This window comes from Acidaminobacterium chupaoyuni, assembly GCF_047936785.1.
Lineage (GTDB): Bacteria > Bacillota > Clostridia > Oscillospirales > Butyricicoccaceae > Acidaminobacterium > Acidaminobacterium chupaoyuni.
The window spans coordinates 1,204,707-1,229,180 of record NZ_CP176394.1; the positions used below are offsets into that span (position 1 = coordinate 1,204,707).

Annotated in this window: 27 protein-coding genes; 25 read left to right on the forward strand and 2 right to left on the reverse strand. The window is 56.2% G+C overall.

Translation table 11 applies throughout. From position 1 onward, the window contains the following. Nucleotides 1-9 precede the first annotated feature (9 nt). The 22 genes from cbiQ to ACJA3I_RS05800 are packed head-to-tail and all read left to right on the forward strand — an operon-like array spanning nt 10 to nt 19,260. Entirely contained in the window at nt 10-927 is a 918-nt protein-coding gene (gene cbiQ / locus ACJA3I_RS05695) for a cobalt ECF transporter T component CbiQ (protein ID WP_458863799.1), read from the forward strand. A 27-nt stretch (nt 928-954) separates the two neighbouring features. Beyond that, a complete protein-coding gene (locus ACJA3I_RS05700; protein ID WP_458863800.1) occupies nt 955-1,791 on the forward strand; it encodes an energy-coupling factor ABC transporter ATP-binding protein in 837 nt (278 codons plus the stop codon). Then, complete coding sequence (locus tag ACJA3I_RS05705; RefSeq protein ID WP_458863801.1) at nt 1,792-2,565, forward strand: sirohydrochlorin cobaltochelatase; 774 nt, start codon at nt 1,792-1,794, stop codon at nt 2,563-2,565. A gap of 16 nt (nt 2,566-2,581) precedes the next feature. Next, on the forward strand, nt 2,582-3,718 hold the full coding sequence (cbiD, locus tag ACJA3I_RS05710; protein WP_458863802.1) for a cobalt-precorrin-5B (C(1))-methyltransferase CbiD: 1,137 nt from the start codon (nt 2,582-2,584) through the stop codon (nt 3,716-3,718). Beyond that, on the forward strand, nt 3,711-4,400 hold the full coding sequence (gene cobI, locus ACJA3I_RS05715; RefSeq protein WP_458861649.1) for a precorrin-2 C(20)-methyltransferase: 690 nt from the start codon (nt 3,711-3,713) through the stop codon (nt 4,398-4,400). Before cbiD ends, cobI begins: the two co-directional genes overlap by 8 nt. Before the next feature lie 9 nt (nt 4,401-4,409). Next, entirely contained in the window at nt 4,410-5,171 is a 762-nt protein-coding gene (gene cobM, locus ACJA3I_RS05720) for a precorrin-4 C(11)-methyltransferase (protein ID WP_458861650.1), read from the forward strand. Then, nucleotides 5,168-6,163 carry a cobalt-precorrin 5A hydrolase gene (locus tag ACJA3I_RS05725; protein WP_458861651.1) on the forward strand — a complete coding sequence of 332 codons (996 nt, stop codon included), beginning with the start codon at nt 5,168-5,170 and terminating at the stop codon, nt 6,161-6,163. The genes cobM and ACJA3I_RS05725 overlap by 4 nt, the downstream gene beginning before the upstream one ends. Further along, entirely contained in the window at nt 6,160-6,894 is a 735-nt protein-coding gene (cobJ, locus tag ACJA3I_RS05730; protein ID WP_458861652.1) for a precorrin-3B C(17)-methyltransferase, read from the forward strand. The genes ACJA3I_RS05725 and cobJ overlap by 4 nt, the downstream gene beginning before the upstream one ends. After that, the gene (cobK, locus tag ACJA3I_RS05735; RefSeq protein WP_458861653.1) at nt 6,891-7,640 is read left to right on the forward strand and encodes a precorrin-6A reductase; all 750 of its coding nucleotides are present in this window, start codon (nt 6,891-6,893) and stop codon (nt 7,638-7,640) included. Before cobJ ends, cobK begins: the two co-directional genes overlap by 4 nt. Then, nucleotides 7,637-8,854 (forward strand): precorrin-6y C5,15-methyltransferase (decarboxylating) subunit CbiE, encoded by a 1,218-nt coding sequence (gene cbiE, locus ACJA3I_RS05740; RefSeq protein ID WP_458861654.1) that lies wholly within the window; start codon nt 7,637-7,639, stop codon nt 8,852-8,854. Before cobK ends, cbiE begins: the two co-directional genes overlap by 4 nt. Further along, complete coding sequence (locus tag ACJA3I_RS05745; protein ID WP_458861655.1) at nt 8,844-10,226, forward strand: cobyrinate a,c-diamide synthase; 1,383 nt, start codon at nt 8,844-8,846, stop codon at nt 10,224-10,226. The genes cbiE and ACJA3I_RS05745 overlap by 11 nt, the downstream gene beginning before the upstream one ends. Continuing rightward, nucleotides 10,223-11,290 carry a nicotinate-nucleotide--dimethylbenzimidazole phosphoribosyltransferase gene (gene cobT / locus ACJA3I_RS05750; RefSeq protein WP_458861656.1) on the forward strand — a complete coding sequence of 356 codons (1,068 nt, stop codon included), beginning with the start codon at nt 10,223-10,225 and terminating at the stop codon, nt 11,288-11,290. Before ACJA3I_RS05745 ends, cobT begins: the two co-directional genes overlap by 4 nt. A 22-nt stretch (nt 11,291-11,312) precedes the next feature. Further along, complete coding sequence (locus ACJA3I_RS05755) at nt 11,313-11,837, forward strand: bifunctional adenosylcobinamide kinase/adenosylcobinamide-phosphate guanylyltransferase (RefSeq protein WP_458861657.1); 525 nt, start codon at nt 11,313-11,315, stop codon at nt 11,835-11,837. Further along, nucleotides 11,834-12,601, forward strand: a complete 768-nt coding sequence (locus tag ACJA3I_RS05760; protein ID WP_458861658.1) for an adenosylcobinamide-GDP ribazoletransferase — start codon at nt 11,834-11,836, stop codon at nt 12,599-12,601. The genes ACJA3I_RS05755 and ACJA3I_RS05760 overlap by 4 nt, the downstream gene beginning before the upstream one ends. Before the next feature lie 11 nt (nt 12,602-12,612). Then, nucleotides 12,613-12,960, forward strand: coding sequence for a bifunctional adenosylcobinamide kinase/adenosylcobinamide-phosphate guanylyltransferase (locus tag ACJA3I_RS05765; protein WP_458861659.1), 348 nt, complete (start codon nt 12,613-12,615; stop codon nt 12,958-12,960). 5 nt (nt 12,961-12,965) lie between these two features. Beyond that, nucleotides 12,966-13,553, forward strand: a complete 588-nt coding sequence (locus ACJA3I_RS05770) for a histidine phosphatase family protein (protein ID WP_458861660.1) — start codon at nt 12,966-12,968, stop codon at nt 13,551-13,553. A 1-nt stretch (nt 13,554) separates the two neighbouring features. Next, nucleotides 13,555-14,520 carry an adenosylcobinamide-phosphate synthase CbiB gene (gene cbiB, locus ACJA3I_RS05775; RefSeq protein ID WP_458861661.1) on the forward strand — a complete coding sequence of 322 codons (966 nt, stop codon included), beginning with the start codon at nt 13,555-13,557 and terminating at the stop codon, nt 14,518-14,520. Beyond that, a complete protein-coding gene (gene cobD / locus ACJA3I_RS05780; RefSeq protein ID WP_458861662.1) occupies nt 14,517-15,584 on the forward strand; it encodes a threonine-phosphate decarboxylase CobD in 1,068 nt (355 codons plus the stop codon). The genes cbiB and cobD overlap by 4 nt, the downstream gene beginning before the upstream one ends. Next, the gene (locus ACJA3I_RS05785) at nt 15,581-16,588 is read left to right on the forward strand and encodes a hypothetical protein (protein ID WP_458861663.1); all 1,008 of its coding nucleotides are present in this window, start codon (nt 15,581-15,583) and stop codon (nt 16,586-16,588) included. The genes cobD and ACJA3I_RS05785 overlap by 4 nt, the downstream gene beginning before the upstream one ends. Further along, a complete protein-coding gene (locus ACJA3I_RS05790; protein ID WP_458861664.1) occupies nt 16,581-18,092 on the forward strand; it encodes a cobyric acid synthase in 1,512 nt (503 codons plus the stop codon). Before ACJA3I_RS05785 ends, ACJA3I_RS05790 begins: the two co-directional genes overlap by 8 nt. Further along, nucleotides 18,089-18,622: a cob(I)yrinic acid a,c-diamide adenosyltransferase gene (locus ACJA3I_RS05795; RefSeq protein ID WP_458861665.1), complete on the forward strand. Its 534-nt coding sequence runs from the start codon at nt 18,089-18,091 to the stop codon at nt 18,620-18,622. Before ACJA3I_RS05790 ends, ACJA3I_RS05795 begins: the two co-directional genes overlap by 4 nt. Next, entirely contained in the window at nt 18,619-19,260 is a 642-nt protein-coding gene (locus ACJA3I_RS05800) for a precorrin-8X methylmutase (protein WP_458861666.1), read from the forward strand. Before ACJA3I_RS05795 ends, ACJA3I_RS05800 begins: the two co-directional genes overlap by 4 nt. 270 nt (nt 19,261-19,530) lie before the next feature. Here ACJA3I_RS05800 and ACJA3I_RS05805 read toward each other — a convergent pair whose 3' ends face one another. Next, complete coding sequence (locus ACJA3I_RS05805; protein ID WP_458861667.1) at nt 19,531-20,787, reverse strand: S-layer homology domain-containing protein; 1,257 nt, start codon at nt 20,785-20,787, stop codon at nt 19,531-19,533. 207 nt (nt 20,788-20,994) lie between these two features. Next, on the reverse strand, nt 20,995-21,633 hold the full coding sequence (gene trmB, locus ACJA3I_RS05810) for a tRNA (guanosine(46)-N7)-methyltransferase TrmB (protein ID WP_458861668.1): 639 nt from the start codon (nt 21,631-21,633) through the stop codon (nt 20,995-20,997). 203 nt (nt 21,634-21,836) lie between these two features. On the opposite strand from trmB, the gene ACJA3I_RS05815 reads away from it, so the two are divergent. The 3 genes from ACJA3I_RS05815 to ACJA3I_RS05825 are packed head-to-tail and all read left to right on the forward strand — an operon-like array spanning nt 21,837 to nt 24,438. Next, nucleotides 21,837-22,703 carry a YitT family protein gene (locus tag ACJA3I_RS05815; protein ID WP_458861669.1) on the forward strand — a complete coding sequence of 289 codons (867 nt, stop codon included), beginning with the start codon at nt 21,837-21,839 and terminating at the stop codon, nt 22,701-22,703. A gap of 12 nt (nt 22,704-22,715) precedes the next feature. After that, nucleotides 22,716-23,315, forward strand: a complete 600-nt coding sequence (locus tag ACJA3I_RS05820) for a lactate utilization protein (protein ID WP_458861670.1) — start codon at nt 22,716-22,718, stop codon at nt 23,313-23,315. Continuing rightward, entirely contained in the window at nt 23,305-24,438 is a 1,134-nt protein-coding gene (locus tag ACJA3I_RS05825) for a hypothetical protein (protein WP_458861671.1), read from the forward strand. The genes ACJA3I_RS05820 and ACJA3I_RS05825 overlap by 11 nt, the downstream gene beginning before the upstream one ends. Nucleotides 24,439-24,474: the final 36 nt, after the last annotated feature.

Genomic DNA, 24,474 nt, shown 5'->3' on the forward strand with positions numbered 1-24,474 from the left:
GAAGTGCCCTTGAAAAGATATGGAAAAGCACTGCTGGGCGGCGGATTGACGGCTGTTTGGGTTTGGCTTTTCTGCCTTGGCCGGGTGGGCCGCCCTGCTTTTTATGCGCTGGCGGCGGGCGCTGCCGCTTTTTTGCTTTTGGGCGGCCACAGCCACAGCCACGGCCAGATGACGCTGGATGACCACGCAAGGCGCTCGGGGCTGGCCGATGAAAACGCGGGGCTGAAGGTGGCTTTTTCCGTCGCGCTTCTGCTGCTTTGCGTGGGGGCCGATTCGATGGGGGTCTCGCTTGCGGTGCTGCTGCTTTGTGGGGCGCTGGTGGTGGGTCTCGGCAAAACCTCTGTGCATACTTATTTTTCGTTTTTACTGCTTCCGCTGGTCTTTATTCTGGTCAGCGGCATCGTGTTGATGGCGGAATGGTCAAGCGCCGCCATGGGGGTCTGGGCGCTGCCGCTGGGCAGCCATTTCCTTTGCATCACCCCCGCGGGCCAGCAAAACGCCATGGAAGTTTCCATGCGGGCGATGGGGGCCGTCAGCTGTTTATATCTGCTCAGCTTCACCACGCCGTTTTATGAGATCATTGAAGTTTTGCGCAAGCTTCATCTGCCGCAGGTGATTTTGGAACTGATGGTGCTGATCTATCGTTACATTTTTATTTTGCTTGCGGTGCAGGAAGAACGCACCACGGCGGCCGAAGCGCGGTTTGGTTATCGCACGCTGAAAACCGGCTTTCGCACTTTCGGAAAAGTTTCTGCCGGGCTGATGATCCACGCGTTTCGAAGGGCTTCGCGGGCGTTCGACGCCATGGAAGCGCGCTGTTATGATGGCAGGATCGCCTATCTGACAAAAGAAAAACCGCTTCGGGCGTTTCATGCAGCCGCGGCGGCGATGCTGTTTTTATCGGTGGCTGCCCTTGCCTGGTTTTGAGAAACAGGGGAAGAAATGGAGGAAAAAGTGGAGAAAGTATTGCTTGAAACCCATGAATTAGAGTATTCTTATGAAGATGACCGCCAAGCGCTGCGCGGCGTTTCCGTTTCTTTTCATTCCGGTGAGAGAACCGCTGTGATGGGCAGCAACGGCGCGGGAAAATCGACCTTTTTCCTGCTTTGCAACGGGGTGCTGGAACCCCGGCGCGGCGAAGTGATTTTTGGCGGAAAGCCTGTGGGCCATAAAAAGGCAGAGCGAATGGAGCTGCGCCGCAGAGTGGGCATCGTTTTTCAAGAAGCGGATACCCAGATTCTGGCGCCCACGGTGGAGGCCGAAATTTCATTCGGACCGATGAACCTGGGCCTTTCAAAAGAAGAAGTGCGCCGCCAGGTGGATGGCGCCGTGGCCGAAATGGAACTGGAAAATTTTCGTGATCGGGCGCCCCACGCTTTGAGCGGGGGCGAAAAAAAGCGCGTGACCATTGCCGATATCCTGGCGATGGAACCGCAGCTGATCCTGCTGGATGAACCGGCGTCTTCGCTGGATCCGAAAGGTTCCGAAAATCTTGAAACGACCTTGAAAGAACTCAGCGTCAGGGGCATCGCTTTGGCGGTGGCCACCCATGATGTGGATTTTGCGTGGCGCTGGGCAGAAAGAATTTTGATCTTTCATGAAGGAAAGATTTTAGCGGATGGCAGGCCCCAGGAGATCTTTTCACAAAAAGAACTGGTGGAACAGGCGGGGCTGCGCCGGCCAATTTTATGGCAGGTGGCCGAAATTTTGCAGAAAAGCGGCCAGCTGCGCGAAGGGCAATGGCCCAAGACCCCGCAGGAGCTCAAACAGATCATGGAGGAAAACCGATAGATGAAACAGGGAATTTTAGTTGTCAGTTTTGGCACGAGCCACGAAGAGACCCGCGTCAAAACCATCGGCGCGGTGGAAGAAGCGGTGAAAAAAACATACCCCGGCCTGCCGGTGGGCAGCGCCTATACGAGCCCCACCATCCGCAGGATTCTGGCCGCCAGAGGGCTTGAGATCGATTGTTTGGGCAAGGCGATCGAGCGCATGAAAGGGCAGGGGGTGGAAGAACTGATCGTGCAGCCCACCCATCTGATCTGCGGCGAAGAATTTGATAAGCTGAAAGAAACGGTGGATCGGCATAAAAGCGAGTTTGCAGAAGTGCGGCTGGGTTGGCCGCTTTTGCATGACACCGAAGATCTGCACCGTGTGGCCCGCATCATCGGCCAAGCTTACCCCGCCCGGGAAGGGCAGGCCGTGGTGATGATGGGGCATGGAACAGAACACACCATCAACGCCGTTTACCCGGCGATGGATTATGTTTTCAAAGAATGCTGTTTTTCTCATATTTATGTGGCCACGGTGGAAGGGTATCCCCAAGTGAGCACGGTCATTTCACTTCTGAAAGAAAAAAAGATCCGGGAAGTGGTTTTGGCCCCGCTGATGCTGGTGGCGGGCGATCACGCCCGAAACGATATGGCCGGCGATGAAGAAGACAGCTGGAAAAACCTTTTTGCCAAAGAGGGCTTTCAGGTGCGGTGCGTTTTGAAGGGCCTCGGCGAAGAAGAAGCCATCCGCGCGCTTTATCTGGAACACCTGAGCGCGGCGATCAACGCATAAAAAGGAGGCGGCGCAAATGCTGGAAGTTTATGTGAACCAAGACGGCAAGCGCCTGCGGTGCGGCTATACCACGGGAACCTGCGCCGCGCTGGCCGCCCAGGGGGCGGCAAAAATGCTGCTGGGGGGCGAAACGCCCCAGACGGCCTGTTTGATGACGCCCAAAGGCATCGAAGTGAAGGTTCCGCTTTGCGAATGCCGCTGCGATGGGCAGGAAGCCGTTTGCGCCGTGGTCAAAGACAGCGGCGATGATTTCGATGTGACGGAAGGAACCCTGATCTATGCGCGCGTGACGCGGCGCACGGAAGGTTTTGAAATAGACGGCGGCGAAGGCGTGGGCCGCGTGACCCGAAACGGCCTTGAACAGCCGGTGGGCGCGGCGGCCATCAACCGTGTTCCGCGCAAAATGATCGAAGAACAGCTGCGGGCCGCGGCGGAAGCCTATGATGCGCCCTGCGGCCTGAAGGCCGAAATTTTTGTTCCGCAGGGAAAAGAGTTGGCCGAAAAAACATTCAACCCCAATCTGGGCATCGTGGGCGGCATTTCAATTCTGGGCACCAGCGGCATCGTTGAGCCGCAAAGCCTGCAGGCTTTGTTTGAAAGTATCAAGGTGGAACTGAAAATGCACGCGGCGTGCGGCGGAAAAAAGCTGATTTTAACGCCGGGGAATTACGGCGAAGATTTTTTGAAAGAATTTTGGAGCGACCTTCAATGCCCCGTGGTGAAATGCGCCAATTTCATCGGCGATTGCTTGGATGAAGCGGCTCTGCTGGGTTATGAACAGGTGCTTCTGGTGGGGCATATCGGCAAATTTGTGAAACTGGCGGGGGGCATTATGAACACCCATTCCCGCTGGGCGGATTGCCGCGCGGAATTGTTCGCCGCCCACGGCGCGTTTTGCGGCGGCACGACAGAAATGACGAAAAGGCTGATGGAAAGCATCAGCACCGATGAATGCATTGAAATTTTAGAAGAGTATGGCATGAGAGAATGTGTTCTGCGGTCTCTTCTTTCAAAAATAGAATGGCATCTGCAAAAGCGCGCCGGCGCGGGGATGCAGACGGCGGCCGTGATCTTCAGCAACCGTTACGGGCTGCTGGGGCAAACGGAAGGGGCCGAATCAATGAGGAAAGCGATGGAAGTTTCACATGGATAAAGGAAAATTTTACGGCGTGGCCGTGGGGCCGGGCGACCCGGAACTGATGACCCTGAAAGCCGTTCGCGTTTTGAATGAATGCGAAGTGGTGGCGGCGCCCGAAACAAAGGGCGAAAAAACTCTGGCGCTGGATATCGCTTCGGGCGCGGTGGATCTTTCCGGCAAAGAACTGGTCACTTTGCAGTTTTTAATGACGAAAGACCCGCAGAAACTGGAAGAAAACCACCGTTTGCAGGCAGAAAAGATCATGCGGTGTTTAGAAGAAGGAAAATCGGTAGCCATGCTCAATCTGGGCGATGTTTCGATCTATTCCACTTTCAGTTATCTGCTGGAACAGATCAAACAGGCGGGCTATGAAACACAGGTGATCCCCGGGGTTCCCAGTTTCTGCGCGGTGGCCGCGCTGCTGCAGCAGAGCCTGACGGTGATGAACAAACCGCTTCATATCATCCCCGCGGGGCATGAAGGGCTGGAAGAAAGCCTTGATCTGCCCGGCACAAAGGTGCTGATGAAAACAGGCAAAGCGATGCCGCTGGTGCGGCGGGCGCTGAAAGAGCGCGGGCTTTATGAAAAGGCGTCGCTGGTGCAGAACTGCGGGCTGCCCGAGCAGCATATCTGCCGCAGCCTGGATGAAGCGGATGATTCGATCGGATATTTCACAACCATTGTGGTGAAAGATTAGGAGGCAGTTATGGTTTCGATTGTGGGCGCGGGAAGCGGCGCGGTGGATCTGATCACGGTGCGCGGCGCAAATTTATTGCGGCAGGCGGATGTGATCGTTTATGCGGGGAGCCTTGTGAACCCGCAGCTGCTGGAATATGCCAAGGCGGGCTGCGTTTTTCATAACAGCGCGGAAATGACGCTGGAACAGGTGATAGAAGTTCTGGAACAGGCCGAGAAAAGCGGCCGGAAGGCAGTGCGCCTGCATACGGGCGATCCTTCCATCTATGGCGCCATCCGCGAACAGATGGATGAACTGAGAAAGCGGAACATCGCGTTTGAGGTGGTGCCGGGGGTTTCCAGCTTCTGCGGCGCGGCGGCGGCGCTGGGGGCGGAATATACTTTGCCGGGCGTCAGCCAGACCGTCATCATCACAAGGGCGGCCGGCAGAACTCCCGTTCCCGAGGGGCAGGATATCCGCAGCCTTGCGGCCCATGGCGCCACGATGGTGGTGTTTTTAAGCACAGGTCTGCTGGAAAGTCTGCAGCAGCAGCTGATGGAAGGCGGCTATACCGCCCAGACGCCGGCGGCCATCGTTTATAAAGCCACATGGCCCGAAGAAAAAACTTTCCTTTGCACAGTGGGCACTCTGGCGAAAACGGCGCAGGAGAACCAGATCACCAAAACGGCGTTGATTCTCGTCGGCGAGTTCCTGGGGGATTGCTACGAGCGATCCAAGCTTTATGACCCCGCCTTCACCACAGAATTTCGCAAGGGGAGCGATCAGGCATGATCGCGGTGATCGCCTTCAGCCAAAAGGGCATGGCGCTGGGCGAAAAACTCACGGCCTATCTGCAGAGCGCGGGGGAAGAAAGCCGTTTATCGCGGGGCGGAAAAGAAGGCTGTTCCCTTGCAGAATGGGCGGCGGAAGCATTCTCTTCGGCAGACGCGCTGGTGTTCGTCGGCGCGGCGGGCATCGCCGTGCGGGCCATCGCGCCCCATGTGCGGGCAAAAACTATCGACCCCGCCGTGGTGGCCATCGATGAATTGGGCCGCTTTGTCATCCCGCTGTTATCGGGCCATATCGGCGGCGCCAACGCGCTGGCCGCCCGCCTGGCTTCGGCGCTGGGCGCGCAGGCGGTCATCACCACCGCCACCGATTTGAACGGCGTTTTCGCCGTAGACAGCTGGGCGGTGGAAAAAGGGCTTGCCATTGGCCATTGCGAAAACATCAAAGCGGTTTCTTCGGCTTTGCTGCAAGGGAAAACAGCATGGATCGAAAGCGATTTTCCGCTGCAGGGTGCGCTTGCGCCCGGCTTGAAGGCGGGGCGGGGCGCCCCGCAGATCTGCGTTTCCTATCGGGAACAGCCGGGGCTGCTGTTGATTCCGCCTGTGCTGGCGCTGGGCATCGGATGCCGCAGAGGGGTTTCTGCCGATGCGCTGGAAGAGCAGATCGCGCGCTGGCTGAAAGAAGCGGGCTTCAGGATCGAAGCGGTCTGTGAAGTGCATACCATCGATTTAAAGGCCGAAGAGGCGGGTCTTTTGGAATTTTGCAAACGCCGCGGCTGGCGGCTTTTCTGCCACAGCGCCGAAGAGCTGAAACGGGCGGAAGGGGCATTCACCCCCTCTGCCTTTGTGAAAAGCGTCACCGGCGTGGAAAATGTATGTGAACGGGCGGCCGCGCTGGCAGGGCGGCTGGTTTTGAAAAAGCAATCGGGCAACGGAATGACTTTGGCAGCATCGGAAAAACCGTTCCTTTTGCAAACGGAAGGGGAAAAGCAATGAAAAAGTGTTATGTGGTGGGGCTTGGCCCGGGGGAAGAAGCCTTTTTTACCAGACAGGCCGAAAAGGCATTGGAAGAAAGCAGCGTGATCTGCGGCTATACCGTTTATATCGATCTGATCCGCGCACGGTTCGGTGAAAAAGAAATGATCACCACCCCCATGACCCAAGAGATCCAGCGGTGCCATATCGCGCTGCAGCGCGCCCAGCAGGGCGAAACGGTTTCGATGGTCTGCAGCGGCGACGCGGGTGTTTATGGCATGGCGGGGCTGATCTATCAGCTGTCGCCCCAATATCCCGAAGTGGAAATTCAGGTGATCCCGGGCATCACGGCGGCCATGAGCGGCGCGGCTGTGCTGGGCGCGCCGCTGATCCACGATTTCGCGGTGATCTCGTTGAGCGATCTGCTGACCCCTTGGGAACTGATCGAAAAACGGCTGGATTGTGCGGCGCAGGCCGATTTTGTGATCTGCCTTTATAACCCGCGCAGCAAAAAACGCGCGGATTATCTGGAAAAGGCATGCGATATCGTGATGAAACACCGCGATCGCGAAACCGTTTGCGGCTATGTGCGCAATATCGGGCGCGAAGGGGAAAGCAGCGTGATCCTGCCCCTTTGGCAGCTGGCGAAAGCGCCGGTGGATATGTTCACAACGGTTTTCATCGGCAATTCACACACGCAGGAAATCAACGGAAAAATGGTTACCCCGAGAGGATATGAAAAAAAGCAATGAAAAAGCTTTTGATTTTTGGCGGAACTACCGAAGGTCGCCTGCTGGCCGAAGCCCTGCGCGGCCGCGCGCAGATCACCGTTTGCGTGGCCACGGAATATGGACATGAGCTTTTGCCCGAAGGGCAGGGGCTTGCCGTTTTGACGGGCCGGCTTGCGCAGGAACAGATGGAGCCTCTTTGCGCCGAAGCGGATCTGGTGATCGATGCCACCCATCCATATGCCGCGCTGGTCACCGAAAATATTCAAAAGGCCGCGGCGGCTGCCCAAACCGAATATCTGCGCTTATGCCGGGAAAAAAGCGCGGAAGACCGGCTGCTTACGGCCGAGGATGCATCGGGGGCGGCGGCTGTTCTGGCCCGGGTGCAGGGCAATATTTTGCTGACCACAGGCAGCAAAGAACTGGAAGCGTTTACCGCGGTGCCCGATTATGCGCGCCGCGTTTATCCGCGGATGCTGCCCATGGAAGAAGCAATTTCCAAGGCGGTGGCGCTGGGATATGCCCGCAGCCATATCATCGCCATGCAGGGGCCGTTTTCACAAGCACTGAACGAAGCGATGATCGACCAGTTTTCCATTCAAATGCTTGTCACAAAAGATGGTGGCAAGGTAGGTGGTTTTACAGATAAAATAATGGCTTGCAAAGCGAAAAACATCCCTGTTCTGCTGATCGGCCGGCCGCCGGAACAGGCGGGATTTACGCTGGATGAGATCATGCAGAAGATCGAAGAAAGGTTGGCGAAGGCATGAAGGTATGGTTGATCGGGGTGGGCATGGGCAACCCGCAAACGCTCACGAGAGAAGCTTATCAGGCGCTGCTGAAAGCCGATTGCATCATCGGCGCTTCGCGCATTTTGGAAGCGCTGCCCGAAGAATGCACCGCGCGGCGCGTGGCGGCGGTGGCGCCCGAAAAAATTCTGGAATGCCTGAAACAGAACCCGCCCAAAAGCCGCGTCTGTGTGGCGCTGTCGGGGGATGTGGGCTTTTACAGCGGGGCGAAAAAGCTGCTGCCGCTGCTGAACGGCATGGAGGTTCGCCAATGCTGCGGGGTTTCCTCCGTGCAATATTTTGCGGCGGCGCTGGGGCGGCCGTGGCAGAATTTTAAACTGGTGAGCGCGCATGGGCTGCTCTGCGACCCCTGCCGCCCCGTTTCGGAAAACGACGAAGTCTTTTTTCTCACCGGCGGGGCCATCACGGTGAAAGAGCTTTGCCGGCTGCTTTGCGAAGGCGGGCTGGGCGACACGAAAATCACGGTGGGCGAGCGGCTGTCTTATGAAGATGAAACGATCACCGCCGCCACCGCCGCCGAGCTGGCCGAAAAAAATTTTGAGCCTTTAAGTGTTGTGCTGGCCGAACGCTGCCGCGGCCCGCGCCGCCCGTTTGTAACGCCCGGCATTGACGATGAAGCTTTTTTGCGCGGGGGCGCGCCCATGACCAAAAGCGAAGTGCGAACGGTTTCACTTTCCAAACTGGGGGTCTGCCCCGGCGATGTTTTATATGATGTGGGTGCGGGAACCGGTTCGGTGGCGGTGGAAATGGCGCTGCTGGCCCGGGAAGGGCAGGTTTATGCCATTGAAACCCAGCAGGAGGCCTATGAGCTGATCTGCCAAAACTGCCATGCATTCGGCGCGCGGAATGTGACGCCGGTTTTGGGCATGGCGCCGCAGGCGATGGAAACGCTTCCGCCCCCCGATGCCGCGTTTATCGGCGGTTCCAAAGGGAACCTGAAAGCCATTTTAGAGGCTTTGCTGAAAAAGAACCCTTCTGTGCGCGTGGCGATCAACGCCATCGCCATCGAAACGGTGGCCGAAGCTTCGGCGGCCTTGAGCCAGCTGGGGTTTGAAGAAATCGAGATCGTTCAGGTGGCCGTCAGCCGCGCCAAAGCGGTGGGGCGTTATCACATGATGATGGGCCAGAACCCCGTGACGATTTTGAGCGGAAGAGGGGGCAGCCATGAAGGGTAATTTCCCGCGGTTTGTGCTGGCGGCGCCGCAGAGCGGAAGCGGCAAAACCACCATGACCTGCGCGCTCTTGCAGGCGTTCGTTCAGCGCGGGCTGAAAACGGGCGCGTTCAAATGCGGGCCCGATTATATCGACCCGATGTTTCATTCGAAGATCATCGGCGCAAAAAGCAGGAATCTCGATCTGTTTTTTGTGGGCGAAGAACGCCTGAAAGGGCTGTTTTGCAAGGCGGCCGCCGATTGTGAGATCAGCGTCATCGAAGGCGTTATGGGTTATTACGACGGTTTGGGCGGAACCACCACCCGCGCCAGCACCTGGGCGGTGGCACGGGCCACCCAAAGCCCCGCGCTGCTCATCATCGACCCCAAGGGGGCATCGGTTTCGGCGGCGGCCCAGATCAGCGGCTTTTTGAAATTTCGTGAAAACAGCGGCATACGCGGCGTTTTGCTCAACCGATGCAGCGCCATGACCGCTGCCATGCTTACGCCGGTGATCGAAAACGAAACGGGGCTGAAAGTTTATGGCTATCTGCCGCCCATGCCCGAATGCGCGCTGGAAAGCCGCCATCTGGGGCTTGTTACCGCGGGAGAAATCGCCGATTTGAAAGAAAAAATGCAAAAGCTTGCCGCTCAGGCTGAAAAGACCCTGATGCTGGATGAGATTTTGAGTTTGGCGCAGGAAGCGCCGCCGCTGGAAGGGCAGCTGCCCGAAATAGCCCCGCTGAACGGCGCATCCCCGAAGATCGCGGTGGCGCTGGATGAGGCGTTTTGCTTTTATTATGAAGAAAATTTGGAACTTTTGCGCAGTTATGGCGCGCAGCTCTGCTTTTTCAGCCCTCTTCGCGAAGAACGGCTTCCCGAAGGAAGCGCGGCGGTCTATCTGGGCGGGGGCTACCCCGAACTGTATGCCGCGCAGCTGAGCGAAAATCATGCCATGGGCGCGGCGCTGCGGCAGGCAGATGCCATGAAAATGCCGATTTTGGCCGAATGCGGCGGGTTTATGGCGCTGCATGAAACCATGGAAGGCGCCGATGGCAAAGATTATCCCCTTTTCGGCGTGATCCCCGGCAGGAGTTTTCGGACGCATCAATTGGGGCGGTTTGGTTACATCACGCTGCGGCCGCGCCGCGAGACCCTGCTTTGCCGTGAAAACGAAGAACTTCGCGCCCATGAATTCCATTATTGGGATAGCACCCGGCCGGGCGAAGCCATGCGGGCCGAAAAGCCCGTCAGCGGGCGAAGCTGGAACGCGGTTTGGAGCAATGACCATTTGTTCGCGGGGTATCCGCATCTTTATTTTTGGAGCGAGCCGCATGCCGCGCAGGCGTTTGTTCTCGCGGCGCAGCAGGCGCAGGAAAGGATCTGGAAGAAATGAATCATCTTACTTTGGAAGAAACCATCAAAAAGATCACGGGGCCCTGTGAAGCGGCGCGAGAAGCCAGCTGTCGCCGCTGGGACAGCATCGCAAAGCCGCTGGGCAGCCTTGGGCTTTTAGAAGAAAATGTGACCCGCATCGCGGCGCTGACGGGGGATCCTTCCTATCAGATCGGGCGGCGCGCGGTGGTGGTGATGTGCGCGGATAACGGCGTGGTGGCTCAGGGCGTTACCCAGAGCAGCAGCGATGTAACGGCTTTGGTGGCCTGCAACCTGACAAAAGGCGAAACCTGCGTCTGCCGCATGGCAAAAATGGCCGGCTGCGATGTGATCCCCGTGGATATCGGCATTTTGAAAGAGGTGGAAGCGCCGGGGCTTTATCGGCGCAAGATCCGCAGCGGCACAGCGGATATGACCCTGGGGCCGGCCATGACCCGCGAGGAATGCGTGGAAGCGCTGGAAACAGGCATCCATCTGGTGTTTGATCTGCAGGAGCAGGGCTATCAGCTTTTGGCAACGGGCGAAATGGGCATCGGCAACACCACCACCAGCAGCGCCGTGGCGGCGGTTCTCACCCATATGCCGGTGGAACAAGTCACCGGCCGCGGCGCGGGGCTCACCGGCGAAGGGCTTCAGCGCAAGATCCGCGCCATTGAAAAAGCCATCGAGATCAACCGCCCCCGCGAAGAAGACGCCATCGATGTGCTGCAAAAAGTGGGCGGGCTGGATATCGCGGGGCTGGCGGGCGTGTTTTTAGGCGGCGCGGCGGCCAAAATGCCCATCGTCATCGACGGCCTGATTTCGGCGGTGGCGGCGCTTTGCGCTGTGAAGATCTGCCCCGCCGCGGCTTCGGCCATGATCGCAAGCCATGTATCGGCGGAACCCGCAGGCGCAGCGGTCTTGAAAGAACTGGGGCTTTCCCCCATGATTACGGCGAAGATGTGCCTTGGCGAAGGCACAGGCGCCATGGCCATCCTGCCCCTTTTAGATATGGCGTATGATATTTATAATCATATGAGCACTTTCCATGATATCAATATGGAAAACTATGAGCATTTAAAATAATCATCTGTCAGGAGAAAATGCCATGCTAACCGTGGTGATCGGCGGCAGCGCCAGCGGAAAAAGTGAATATGCCGAAGGGCTGATCTTGAAAAGCGGCCTTTCAAGGCGCGTTTATGTGGCCACTATGCAGCCGTTTGATGAAGAATGCCTGCGCCGCATCGAGCGCCACAGAAAAATGCGGCGGGAAAAGGGCTTTGAAACCGTGGAATGCTATACCGGCTTGAAACAGGCAGAGATCCCCGCGGGTTCGGCGGTGCTTTTGGAATGTATGGGCAACCTTGCGGCAAACGAGCTTTTTGCGCCCCACGGCGCGGGCCCAAACGCCTTGGGCGAGATCCTGGCGGGCATCGATCATCTTTGCCGCCGGGCGGAACATTGCATCGTGGTCACAAACGATGTGTTTGCCGATGGCATTTGCTATGATGCCGATACGCGGCGCTATTTGGAACTGCTGGGGCGGGTCAATGCCTGTCTGGGCGAAAAGGCCCAGCGAGTGGTCGAGGTGGTCTGCGGCATTCCGCTGTGGAAAAAAGGGGGAGAAGCATGATGATTTTTCAAACTGTTGCGGTGGCGTTTTCGATGTATTCTCGCCTGCCGATGCCGAAGGTGGAATGGAACGCGCGCAATATGCGCTACGCCATGTGCGCCTTCCCGCTGATCGGCGCGGTGATCGGCGGCGCGGTTTGGCTCTGGGCAGCTTTCTGCGCCCGCTTTGCTTTGCATGACGCCATGCGCGCCATGGGGGTCGTGCTGCTGCCGGCGGCCATCACGGGCGGCATCCATCTGGATGGCTTCTGCGACACCGCCGATGCGCTGGCAAGCCACGCGCCCATGGAACGCAAGCTTGAAATCTTAAAAGATTCCCATACCGGCGCGTTTGCCATCATCGCGGTTTGCGCCTATTTTCTGTTTTGCTTTGCGGCGGCGATGCAGCTGAAGACCGATCGCACGGCGCTGATGCTGCTGGGGCTGGGCTATCTGCTTTCGCGCTGTTTGAGCGGCTTTGCGGTGGCGCGGTTTCGCTGCGCCAAAAACAGCGGCCTTGTGCATGCGTTCGCCGACGCGGCGGCAAAAAAAGCAGTGGCTCTCACGCTGGCGGCGGCTTCGCTGCTTTTATGCGCGGGGATGCTGTGGATCTCGCCGGTTGCGGGCGGCGGGATGGCGGCGGCGGCCGCGGCCTGCTTCGGCTATTACCGCGTGATGTCATATCGGCGGTTCGGCGGCATCACGGGCGATCTGGCAGGGTGGTTTTTGCAGGTTTGCGAAGCCGCCATGCTGTTTGCGCTGGTGATCTGCCAAGCTGCTTTTTAGGAGGATAACGAATGAAACTGGTGGTGGGCGGTTTTGCCGCGGGCAAAAAACAGGCGGTGCAGAAACTGTGGGGCTATTCCGAAAACCAAATGAGCGATCGTTTGGAAGCAGACACGCCTGTGTTTTATGATCTTCAGGAAACATGCCGCGATTTCGAAGCATCGGAAGAGGCGCTGCTTGACGCGCTGATGAAAAAAGAAGTGGTGATCTGCAACGAGGTGGGCTGCGGCGTTGTGCCCATGGCGGCGGAAGACCGCCTCTGGCGCGAAAAAGTGGGGCGGCTGTGTGTGAAACTTGCTTCCTCGGCCGAAGAAGTCTGCCGCGTCTGCTGCGGCGTTATGACGAAAATAAAGGGATAGACAGCATGGAATTACTATTATGCCGCCATGGGATGACGGCGGGGAACTTGGAAAAACGCTATATCGGCGCAACGGATGAACCCCTTTGCGGCCAAGGCGCCGCGGCCTTGCGCCCCCTTGACGAAAGCGGTGTGGAACTGGTGATCGTAACGCCTTTGCGGCGAACGGTTCAAACGGCGCAGATTTTGTTCCCGCAGATCCCCACACTGGTTTGCGAAGATCTGAGAGAAATGGATTTTGGCCTTTTTGAAGGCAAAAATTATCGGGATCTTGCCGAAGACGCGGCATACCGCGCATGGGTGGAAACGGGCTGCGAAACCCCATGCCCGCAGGGCGAAGACCGCGCAGGCTTTATCCGCCGCTGCTGCCGCGGGTTTGAAGCTTCTTTGGCGCTGCTGGAAGCGCGCGGCGTGAAAAAGGCGGCGTTTGTTGTGCATGGCGGAACGCTGATGTCGGTTTTATCTTCTTATGCCCGCCCTGCCGCGCCTTATTTCAGCTGGCAGACCCCAAACGGCGGCATCTGGCGCGCCGTGGCGGAACGCGGCACGCAGCCGGTTTTGCAGATCACCGAATCACCGATGGAGGATCGATAACATGGATCGAATCACCCTTGCGCTTTTCATAGGCTTTATATGGGATCTTATCTGGGGCGATCCGCGGTGGTTGCCTCACCCCGTGGTGCTGATGGGGAAGATCATCACAAAACTGGAAACGGCGCTGCGGGCGATCTTTCCCAAAACGGCGGCGGGCGAAAAGGCGGCGGGCGGTTTTTTGGCCCTGCTGCTGCCGCTGGGGGCTTTTGGCGTTTCTTATGGCCTGCTGTGGCTGCTGGGGCGGGTTTCGCCCTGGCTGCGCGTGGCGGGCGAAGCGTTCATGTGTTATCAGGTTCTGGCCACCAAAGATCTCAAGCAGGAAAGCATAGCGGTTTATCGGTGCTTGAGAAACGGCGATCTGGCGGCGGCGCGTTTGGCGGTGGGGCGCATCGTAGGGCGTGATGTGAACGCTTTGGATGAAACAGGGGTGACGAAGGCCGCGGTTGAAACCGTGGCCGAAAACACGGCCGATGGCGTGATCGCGCCGATGCTTTATCTGGCGCTGGGCGGCGCGCCGCTGGGTTTTGCCTATAAGGCCGTCAACACGATGGATAGCATGGTGGCCTATCACAACGAGAAATATGAACATTTCGGCTTTTTCCCCGCCAGACTGGATGATGCGGCGAATTTTCTGCCCGCGCGCATTGCGGGGCTGTGCATGGTCGTTTCCGCTTTTTTCACCGGCCTTTCGGGCAAAAACGCGGCGAAGATCTTCGCCCGCGACCGCTATAACCACGCAAGCCCCAATTCCGCACAGACAGAAGCGGTGATGGCCGGCGCGCTTGAAGTTCAGCTGGCGGGCGATGCGGTTTATTTCGGCAGGGTGGTGCATAAAAAAACCATCGGCGACGCCATCCGGCCTGTGGAAGCGGAAGACATCCGCAGGGCCAACCGCTTGATGATGGCGACTTCGGTTTTTTGCCTTTCTCTTTGTATTTTAGTTCGAATCGGAATGGAGCTTCTATGATGAAACTGATCCACGGCGGAGATATCGCAGGTTTTGAAGAAGAATATGGGTGCAAACCGCTGGATTTTTCGGCGAATATCAACCCTTTCGGGCTGCCCGAAGGGGTGAAACGGGCGGTGATGGCGGCGCTGGAAGAAGCCGATGCCTATCCCGACCCGCTTTGCCGCAAGCTGACGGCGGCGCTGGCCGAACATGAGCATTTTCCCGCCGGGCAGATCCTATGCGGCAATGGCGCGGCAGATCTTATTTTTCGGCTGGTTCTGGCGCAAAAGCCCCGAACCGCGCTGCTGCCCGCCCCCACTTTTGCCGAATATGAACAGGCTTTGGCGCTGGTCGGGTGCCGCACAGAGCATCACATCCTTCTGGAAGAAGATTCTTTCTGCGTCACGCGCCGTTTTGCGCAAGAGCTGCAAAAAGGGTATGATATCACTTTTTTGTGTAACCCCAATAACCCCACCGGGCAAACCATCGAGCCGCAGCTGATGCGGGAAATTTTAGCGATCTGCCGAGAAAATCACACTTTGCTGGTGGTGGATGAATGCTTCAACAGCTTTCTGGAAGAGCCGGAGCGCCACTCGCTGGCGCGCGCTGCGGCGCAGGAACCGCAGCTGTTTTTGCTGAAAGCCTTTACCAAGCTTTACGGCATGGCGGGCATCCGGCTGGGGTATGGCCTTGCGGGTTCCGCTCGGCTGATCGAAGCCATGCGGCATTGCGGCCAGCCATGGGAGGTTTCTTCTCTGGCGCAGGCGGCCGGGCTTGCCGCTTTGAAAGAAACGGCATATGTGGCGAAAACAAAAGAGTTGCTGCGCGGCCAGCGGGCAAAAATGAAGCGGGAACTGGCAGCCATGGGGCTCACCGTGTTCGATTCTCAGGCAAACTATATTTTCTTTCGCTGTGAACTGCCCGATTTGCCCCAGAAGATGCGGCAAAAGGGCGTGCTGATCCGATCCTGCGGCAATTATATCGGGCTTGATGAGCGATATTATCGGGTGGCGGTGCGCTCCGAAGAAGAAAACGACCGGCTGCTGCAGCGGATGCGGCAGGTTTTTGAGGAAAACCAATGATTTTATGCGTGATCGATGGGATGAATCACCGCGGCTTTTCGCTTGATCTTTTGCCGCATCTGGCGGAAATGGCGCAGAGGGGGGCATGGGGAAGCTTTTGCACCGTGCCGCAAGGCTTCCTGCCGGAAACCCTATGCTGCAACGCTTCGCTGCTGGGGCTTGCGGCGGGGCAGATCCCGCAGCATGCCCGCGCATGGCTGGAAGCGCGGGGGGAGAAAATCCCCTTCACGGATCAAGATCTGTTGCTTCGGGCCACGCGGGTGGCGGTGAAAGGCGGCAAGACCGCTCTGCTCAGGCAAAAAGGCGCGCAGGCAGGCCCGCTGCCCGCGGGTGTTTCAGCCTATGCGGTGGATGGATGCAACACGCTTCTGGTGGCTGAAAAACAGCGTGGATTGCTGGAAAAGATCATTTGTTATCCGCCCCATGCCCATATCGGCGAGCCGGTGGAAGCCATGATGCCCGAGGGCAGCGGGCTTTTGCGGCAGATCGCCCGGCCGCAGGAGGGGGAAGCGCTGATTCCCTGGGCGCCTTCGGCAGCGCAAGAGCTTGCGCCCCGGTTTGAGAATGGCGCGGCGATTTGCGGCGTGGCGCTGGTGCGCGGGCTTGCGGCGGCGCTGGGGCTTGAATGCCCCATGGTTTGCGGGGCAACGGGCAAAACAGACACCGATCTTCCGGCTAAAACACAGGCGGCGCTGGAATGGAGCCGCAAAACGGAATTTGTGTTTTTGCATTTCAACGGCGCGGATGAAGCGGCGCATGAACTGGATATACAGGCAAAAATGGCGTTTTTAAACAAACTGGATGAACAGGTTCTGCCGCGCCTGAGCGAAAGCGGCCAGCCCCTTTTGATCTGCTGCGATCACGGGTCGGAACCTTCCGACGGAAGCCATTCCGGCGGGGCACAGCCTTTTGTGTTATGGAATACGCCCTATCGGGGGAATCTTGGAATCTTAGAAGCGGCGCAGGCGTTGCCGCTGCTGAAAGGAGCATGGAAGAATGGCTAAAGCGATTATGATTCAAGGCACGATGTCGAATGCGGGCAAAAGCGTTTTGACGGCGGGGCTTTGCCGTGTTTTCAAGCAGGATGGCTATCGGGTGGCGCCGTTTAAAAGCCAGAATATGGCGCTCAACAGCTTCATCACAAAAGAAGGGCTTGAGATGGGCCGCGCGCAGGTGATGCAGGCGGAAGCGGCGGGGATCGAGCCTTCGGTGAAGATGAACCCTATTTTGCTCAAACCCACCAACGATGTGGGCAGCCAGGTGATCGTGAATGGTGAAGTGATCGGCAATATGAGCGCGGCGGAATATTTTCGTTATAAGAAAAAGCTCGTTCCGCAGATCATGGAAGCTTATCATCAGCTGGAAAGCGAGAACGATATCATCGTGATCGAAGGGGCGGGCAGCCCTGCCGAGATCAATTTAAAAAGCGAAGATATCGTGAACATGGGCATGGCCGAAATGGCCAACGCCCCCGTTTTATTGGCGGGGGATATCGACCGCGGCGGTGTTTTCGCCAGCCTTTATGGAACGGTGGCGCTTTTGGAACCACAGGAACGCGCGCGCATTCGCGGGCTCATCATCAACAAATTCCGCGGCGACCCCGAAATTTTGAAGCCCGGCCTTGCCATGCTGGAAAAGCTGACCGATATCCCCGTGGTGGGCGTTGTTCCCATGATGAAGCTGGATCTGGAGGATGAAGACAGCCTTTCTGTTCGGTTGGAGCAGACGCAGCAGGCGCCCGCGCTGCTGGATATCGCCGTGATCCGCCTGCCGCGCATTTCGAATTTCACCGATTTTAACGCGCTGGAACAGCACAGCGGCGTGGGCGTGAGATATGTGAGCGCACAGAACCAATTGGGCGCGCCCGATCTGGTGATCCTGCCGGGCACAAAAAACACCATGGGCGATCTGGCGTGGATGCGCCAGAACGGGCTGGAAGCCGCCATTAAAAAACTGGCGGCGCAGGGAACCCCCGTGATCGGCATCTGCGGCGGCTATCAGATGATGGGCCGGCAGCTGAGCGACCCGCAGGGGCTGGAAAACGGCGGCGAAATGCAGGGAATGCAGCTGCTGCCGCTTCGCACGGTGTTCGAACCCCAGAAGATCCGCACGAGGGTGAGCGGCACGGTGCGGCGGGCAAACGGCCTGTTTGCGGCGCTTTGCGGCGCAGCTTTTGAGGGATATGAAATTCACATGGGCCACACTGTCTGCGAGGAAAATGACCCTTGGATGTCACGGCTGGAAGACGGGCAGGGGATTTCATCAGAAGACGGTTACTGCCGCGAAAACGCGTTGGGGAGCTATGTGCACGGCATCTTCGACAGCGGCGATTTTGCAGAGCGCCTGGTGGAACTGCTGCTCAGGCGCAAGGGCATCGACCCTGCTCACTGCCCCAAAGCGCCAAGCTACGCGCAATATAAAGAGCAGGAATATGACAAACTGGCGGCGGGCATCCGCAGCAGTCTGGATATGAAGAAAATTTATGAAATTCTGGAGGCGGGAATATGAATCATGCACGCGGTCTGCTGCATTTATATTGCGGCGACGGAAAAGGAAAAACAACGGCGGCGATGGGCCTGATTTTGCGCAGGCTGGGCCGCGGCGGAAAAGTGGTCTTGGTGCAGTTTTTAAAAGACACTCCTTCCGGCGAGATCACCGCACTGAAACAGTTTGAAAATATCACCATTCTGCGCGGCAAAGCCGGGGCAAAATTCACTTTTCAGATGACCGAGCAGGAAAAACAGGAAACCGCAAAGATCCATGAAGCCAACCTGGAAAAAGCCATCGAGATCGTGAAAGACGGCCGGTGCGACCTTTTGGTTTTGGATGAAGCGGCGGCCGCGCTGCAATGCGGCCTGCTTTCGGAAAAGCCCATCAAAGAACTGATCGCCATGGGCGAAGAACGCCCCGAGATTGTTATCACCGGGCGCAACCCGCCGCAGTTTTTATGGGAAGCGGCCGATTACATCACGGAAATGAAGCTGCACAAACATCCTTTTGAAAAAGGGATCGCGGCCAGAGAGGGGATCGAATTTTGAAAATCGAATTGCAGAAGGTTTTGCCGGGCGATATCGAAAAGCGCAGCTTTGAGATCATCACCGAAGAATTGGGCGATCGCGTGATCGCGCCCGAAAACGAAGCGGTGGTCAAGCGCGTGATCCACACTTCGGCTGATTTTGACTATTACGACACTTTATGTTTTTCGCCCGATGCGGTAAAGATCGGCATTGAAGCCCTGAAAAACGGCGCCGATATCATCACCGACACGCAAATGGCAAAAGCGGGTATCAATAAAAAAGCGTTGGAAAAATTGGGCGGCCAGGCTCTTTGCTTTATGGCGGATGAAGATGTGGCGGAAGAAGCCCGCAAAAACGGCACGACGCGGGCAACCGCCAGCATGGAGAAGGCGGCGCGGCATGCCCCCTGCATTTTTGCCATCGGCAACGCCCCCACAGCACTGGTGCGCCTTTATGAGCTGATCGAAGAAGGGCGCATCCACCCCAAACTTATTATCGGCGTGCCGGTGGGGTTTGTGAATGTGGTGGAAAGCAAAGAACTGATTATGAAAGCGGGCGTTCCCTATATCGTGGCAAGAGGGCGCAAGGGCGGCAGCAATGTGGCCGCGGCCATCTGCAACGCTCTGCTTTACCAGGCCACTGACAGGATTTTACCTTGATGCAAAGATAAAAAAAGACGCCGTCGCGGTCGCTGAAATAGAAAAAGATGGCAGACACGAAAGTGCCTGCCATCTTTTTTGTGCTGATATAAGAAAAAGGAGCGTGAAACGATGCCGCGGAAAGATACCATGCGGTGCAAAGAAGAAAAGCTGGCGATTGGAAGCAGGTGTTGGACGGGCGGTCAATATGAGTATGGGAGCCGAAAATTCATCATTAGATGCGCAGATCAGCCGCCCGCAAGCAAAAAAAAGCGGAATTTCCGACAGCCTTTAATCATAAATATGGTGAAGAGAAAGCATCAGATTGCCGGTGGAAGCATGGCTCGTCACTGTGAGCTGAAGATGATCTTTCTGATAAACGGCGGTGACCAGATCGTCTTTTTGCGTTTGCGAAAGCAAACGGAAACCGGCGGCGCGATATTGCTGATCGAGAGAATCGAGAAAACCGATGGGGAGACAAGCGCCATCAAAGAAAAAGGAAGGGTCGCTTGCGATGCTGCGGCTCCACCATGAGGGGGAAGCCTGTGAAAAAGAAAGCGCCGCAAGGGCATCTTGACGCAGGGTGGAAGAAATATCGCTGCTGGAAGTGACCTCCACGCAAAAATATTCCACGGTGTCGATTTTGATGCTATAGAGCTTGACCGTTTCGCCGCGGGAAAATTGATAGAAATAATCGACCCCGCCGCCTTTTGAAGCGGAATCCGCGTCATACCAATAACCGGATCTTCTGATGTAATCGGCATAAGAAGAGATCATTTCACTGGATACTTGTTCTTTGCGATAAAGCGCCATTGTGCTGTGAGGTTCCGAATCGATGCGGTATTCATCCGTTAACCCTGCAAAAGCGCGGAAAGACGGCAGATCGGCCGAAAACGAATAGGTTTCGATATTCTTGAGAGGTTTGGGCGTTTTGGGCAGCGCCCGGGCCAAAACGCTGCAAATCTCGCCGCGGGTGATGGGTGAGGCGGCGCGGAAGGTGCCATCGGCATAGCCGGAAACCAGACCCAGATTTTTGGCGGTGGCGATATAGTAATTCAGCGAAGCGGGGAAGGCTCCGTTATCGCGAAAGCCGCAATCGGCGGTGGGGGTTTCTTGCAGAAAGCCCAGTGCGCGCACAAGCATTCGGGTGAAAGCGGCGCGGGTGATAGGGGTGTTGGGCAGAAAGCGCCCGTCATATTCGCTGATGCGCAAAGCGCCCCGCTGGGCCAGCTGCTGCACAAAAGGCGCCGACCAGTGGGCCGTAGCGTCGGCGGGCAGAACAGCGGGCTTCGTTTCGGCGGGCAAGGCGGAAGAATAGGTGGATAAAAAAGCGCAGATCACTTTTGCGGCTTCTGCGTTTGTCATGGTGCCGTCGGGGCGAAAGCTGCCGTTGGGATAGCCGTTGACAACGCCATATTGCGAAAGCGTTTGAATGGGCGCAGCCGCCCAGTGGGCGGAAGTATCGCTGAAATTCGCCGCGAACGCGGCAGAACAGCAGCAGGCGCAGATCGCCGCGGCGCAAAGCAGCCTTTGAAAATATTTGAACATGGAAAAACCTCCTTTTAAAACGGATGGCAAAAGCTTCGGCCGCCATCGGCCGAAAAGATCTTTATGGGTTATTATTTCACAATAAGAGAAAATTTTCAAGCAAACCGCTTTTTTGGCGGATCAAGCGGAGCAAAAAGAGCGCAAAATACAAAAAATCGAAAACAGCAAACTGCTGTTTTCGATTTCAAATGTCAGGAAAAAAGAAAATTATGCCTGCTTTGTGGCAACGCAGCGATAGATCGGCATGCCCTGCGAAGAAAATTTTTCTTCATATTCCGTCATGATATTCTCAGTTTTGGTGCTATGCAGGTCAAAAGTGATTTCGGAAAGGCGCATGCCGAAATCGGAAAACTCATTGAGCGAAAATTCAAATAAACGCGCATTATCGGTCTTCATGTGGATCTGGCCGCCCGGGCGCAGGATTTTATCATAGACAGCCAGAAACGCCCGATAGGTGAGGCGGCGCTTGGCGCGATTGTTGGGGGGCCACGGGTCGGAAAAATTCAAGAACAGCCGGTCGATCTCGCCGGGCGAGAAAATCGTTTCCAGATTGGCGGCGTCGCAATTGATGAACAAAACATTGGGGATGTTTTCGCGAATGGCGGCTTCCATCGCCATCAGCAGGGCACTGGGGTCGCGTTCCACCGCCACAAAATTGATCTCGGGGAAGCGCAGCGCCATCTGCCGGGTGAAACGCGCTTTGCCGCAGCCGATTTCAAGCCAGATGGGGTGATCGTTGCCGAAGCGGCTGTTCCATTCGCCGCGCAGAGTTTCCGGCTGCTCGATATGAACACAACCGCATTTTTCCATACGCGGTTCCATATTTTTCTTTCTTCTCATTCTCATGGGCTCACATCCATTTCTTGTTTGGTCGTTTGGGCCGAAACACCAGGTTCGAAGCCCGATGCACGATTTATAAATTATACTAAAATCCGCCATAAAACGCAAGCATTCCTGTGCATGGTGTTGACGGCGAAAGGAAAAAAGAGTAAAATATAACCGTTGAGCATTTTGAAATTGAAAAGAATTACAGGGGTGGAGGTGCGGGTTTGAAAAAGATAAACTGGAAGAAAATTTTGATCAAATATCTTTGCATCAGCGTGGGTTCGGTTTTTTATGCGGCGTCGGTGGCCTTGCTTTTAGATCCCAACGGTTTGGCGCCGGGCGGCGTGGTGGGCATTTCGATCATTCTGAATCGAGTGATCGGCATTCCAACGGGCACGATGATGTTTTGCATCAATATTCCGCTTTTGATCCTGGGCGTTTGGAAATTCGGCGCGAGGTTTTTTATTTCAACGATCTATACCACGGTGTTTTCTTCGTTTTTGGTCGATTTCATGTCGCCCCATGGCGCGCTGACAACAGACCCTCTGCTGGCTTCGGTTTTCGGTTCTGTCTGCATGGCGGTGGGTGTTGCCATGGTGTTCAAAGCGGGCGCCACCACGGGCGGAACAGATATCCTCGTGCGGCTGCTGCGGCTGAAATATAAACATATTGAATCGGGCAAATTGTTTTTCATGACGGATCTCATCATCGTGAGCACTTCCATGGTGGTTTATGCCGATATCAACACCGGGCTTTATGCGCTGTTGACCATCGTTGTTTTTGCAGCCGTTTTTGATGTGATCCTCTATGGCAGCGATACGGCGAAGATGGTGTTTGTGATTTCAGATCACGAAGAGGCCATCGCCGACAAGATCATGGAAAAACTGGAGATCGGCGTTACATATGTGCAGGGCGAAGGCGCTTATACCGGCAAAGCAAAGCGCGTCATTCTTTGTGTGGCAAAAAAACAGCTGTTCCCCAAAATAAAAGAAATCGTAAAAGAAGAAGACGCCCAGGCGTTTATGATCGTTTCATCCGCCTCGGATATTTATGGTGAAGGATTCAAAGACCATTTTGCGGAAGAGTTTTAAGGAGCGTTGAAAATGGAACGGAAGATAGAAGAAATTCGGCAAAACTTTGAAAAACACGGAATGAACCTGAGATATGTGGAGACCCCGCAGCAGGCGGCAGAGCTGCTGAGCCGGGAACTGAAAGAACGGAATATCGTTTTCGGAGGCTCCGTCACCAGCGAAGAATTAGGGCTTTATGACCTTCTGGGCCGGCAAAACCGTGTTTATTGGCATTGGAAACAGCCGGTGGAACAGCGCAGAGAAGCCGAGCAGCAGATGCAGGTCTACATCACTTCCGCAAATGCTCTTTCGGCAACGGGTGAGATCGTCAATATCGATGGCAGCTGCAACCGCATCAGCGGCGCGACTTATGGCCCGCAGGTGGTTTATTATATCTGCGGCATCAATAAATTGACCGATGATCTTTCAACAGCCATCGACCGTGCCCGCAATGTGGCGGCTCCCATGAACGCCAGGCGTTTAAACCGCAAGACCCCCTGCGCGGTGGATGGGAAATGCCATGATTGCCAAAGCCCCGACCGCATTTGCAATGTGATGAATATCACCATGCGCCGCCCGGGCGCCGTGGAACGGGTAGAAATTTTATTGGTTGGGTGCAGCCTTGGATATTAGAATCAGAAAAAAATTGATCTGCATCGGATGCGCCGCTGTGTTTGCCGCGGCGCTTTTGCCCATGGGCGGGTGCATGGAAAACTCGGGGGAATATTACACCGAGATCCCTCACACTGCCGCGAAAGTGGGGGAGGACAACCGTTTCGGTGAAGACGGGGCGGATAATTATTATGCGCTGCAAAGCGCTGTGCTGAGCATGATCGGCGCGCGCCGCGAAAGCAATGTGATCCCCATTACCAATTACAGCGGGTCGCTGGAAGACGATATCAAAAAACTGACCCAGGAGATCATGACGGAAAACCCGCTGGGCTGCTTTGCCGTGGCTTCGCTGGGGTTCGATCAGACCCGCGTTCTCACCTATCAGGAACTGAGCATCTCGATTCAATATAAACGCTCGGCCGTTGAGATCGCCGCCGTGAAAGAAACGCCCACGGTGGAAGATTTTGAACGCCGTTTGACGGATATCCTTTCAGATTACGGCTCGGGAGGGTTTTATTCCGTTACCGATCTGCAAGACAGCGACGAAGAACTTTATCAGCGCGTTTTGAAATGCTGGCTTTCTTCGGCCAACACGGCTTATGGGCTGAAAAACATCGAATTTGAATCTTTCCCCGCCAAGGCCAGCCGCAGGATCGTTGAAGTAAAGATCGAATGGACAGACGACCCATATACGCTGAAAGAGCAGTCGAATAAGGCTTTTCAGCGGGCCGAAAGCGTATGTCAAGGCAAAGAAACACTGGATACGGCCGAAAAACTGCGGTTCATTGAACAGTTTTTAAGCAGCAAAGTGATCTATGATGATAAAGCCATGCGGGTGGTGGCCGAAACCAACGGCAGACAGCCGAGAACTTCCACTTATACAGCCTATGGCGCTTTGCTCGAAGGGCAGGCCGCGCAATCCGGCATGGTGCATGCGGCGAAACTGATGCTGGATCAATTGCAGGTGCCCTGCCGCCTGATTTCAGGCAGCAACGGCGGCATCAGCTATGTCTGGCTGCGCGTTCAGGTGGATGGCGTGTGGTATTATTACGACCCGCTGGGTCAGGTGAGCCTGATGAATGAGGAACAGGCGAAGCTGGCGGGTTATGTTTATGACACGATGGTATATCATTTTGAATCATAACGGTTTCAAAAAAGCTTCGGGCGCCGCCGGCGCGGC

What these genes read in the sequence shown, in the direction of transcription:
- cbiB (WP_458861661.1), top strand. Translation starts at nt 13,555, where the DNA reads ATGGATCGAATCACCCTTGCGCTTTTCATAGGCTTTATATGGGATCTT.
- cobI (WP_458861649.1), top strand. Translation starts at nt 3,711, where the DNA reads ATGGATAAAGGAAAATTTTACGGCGTGGCCGTGGGGCCGGGCGACCCG.
- cobK (WP_458861653.1), top strand. Translation starts at nt 6,891, where the DNA reads ATGAAAAAGCTTTTGATTTTTGGCGGAACTACCGAAGGTCGCCTGCTG.
- cobT (WP_458861656.1), top strand. Translation starts at nt 10,223, where the DNA reads ATGAATCATCTTACTTTGGAAGAAACCATCAAAAAGATCACGGGGCCC.
- cbiD (WP_458863802.1), top strand. Translation starts at nt 2,582, where the DNA reads ATGCTGGAAGTTTATGTGAACCAAGACGGCAAGCGCCTGCGGTGCGGC.
- trmB (WP_458861668.1), bottom strand. Translation starts at nt 21,633, where the DNA reads ATGAGAATGAGAAGAAAGAAAAATATGGAACCGCGTATGGAAAAATGC.
- ACJA3I_RS05725 (WP_458861651.1), top strand. Translation starts at nt 5,168, where the DNA reads ATGATCGCGGTGATCGCCTTCAGCCAAAAGGGCATGGCGCTGGGCGAA.
- ACJA3I_RS05805 (WP_458861667.1), bottom strand. Translation starts at nt 20,787, where the DNA reads ATGTTCAAATATTTTCAAAGGCTGCTTTGCGCCGCGGCGATCTGCGCC.
- cobM (WP_458861650.1), top strand. Translation starts at nt 4,410, where the DNA reads ATGGTTTCGATTGTGGGCGCGGGAAGCGGCGCGGTGGATCTGATCACG.
- ACJA3I_RS05755 (WP_458861657.1), top strand. Translation starts at nt 11,313, where the DNA reads ATGCTAACCGTGGTGATCGGCGGCAGCGCCAGCGGAAAAAGTGAATAT.
- ACJA3I_RS05790 (WP_458861664.1), top strand. Translation starts at nt 16,581, where the DNA reads ATGGCTAAAGCGATTATGATTCAAGGCACGATGTCGAATGCGGGCAAA.
- ACJA3I_RS05785 (WP_458861663.1), top strand. Translation starts at nt 15,581, where the DNA reads ATGATTTTATGCGTGATCGATGGGATGAATCACCGCGGCTTTTCGCTT.
- ACJA3I_RS05745 (WP_458861655.1), top strand. Translation starts at nt 8,844, where the DNA reads ATGAAGGGTAATTTCCCGCGGTTTGTGCTGGCGGCGCCGCAGAGCGGA.
- cobJ (WP_458861652.1), top strand. Translation starts at nt 6,160, where the DNA reads ATGAAAAAGTGTTATGTGGTGGGGCTTGGCCCGGGGGAAGAAGCCTTT.
- ACJA3I_RS05795 (WP_458861665.1), top strand. Translation starts at nt 18,089, where the DNA reads ATGAATCATGCACGCGGTCTGCTGCATTTATATTGCGGCGACGGAAAA.
- ACJA3I_RS05820 (WP_458861670.1), top strand. Translation starts at nt 22,716, where the DNA reads ATGGAACGGAAGATAGAAGAAATTCGGCAAAACTTTGAAAAACACGGA.
- ACJA3I_RS05770 (WP_458861660.1), top strand. Translation starts at nt 12,966, where the DNA reads ATGGAATTACTATTATGCCGCCATGGGATGACGGCGGGGAACTTGGAA.
- ACJA3I_RS05705 (WP_458863801.1), top strand. Translation starts at nt 1,792, where the DNA reads ATGAAACAGGGAATTTTAGTTGTCAGTTTTGGCACGAGCCACGAAGAG.
- cbiE (WP_458861654.1), top strand. Translation starts at nt 7,637, where the DNA reads ATGAAGGTATGGTTGATCGGGGTGGGCATGGGCAACCCGCAAACGCTC.
- ACJA3I_RS05760 (WP_458861658.1), top strand. Translation starts at nt 11,834, where the DNA reads ATGATGATTTTTCAAACTGTTGCGGTGGCGTTTTCGATGTATTCTCGC.
- cobD (WP_458861662.1), top strand. Translation starts at nt 14,517, where the DNA reads ATGATGAAACTGATCCACGGCGGAGATATCGCAGGTTTTGAAGAAGAA.
- ACJA3I_RS05765 (WP_458861659.1), top strand. Translation starts at nt 12,613, where the DNA reads ATGAAACTGGTGGTGGGCGGTTTTGCCGCGGGCAAAAAACAGGCGGTG.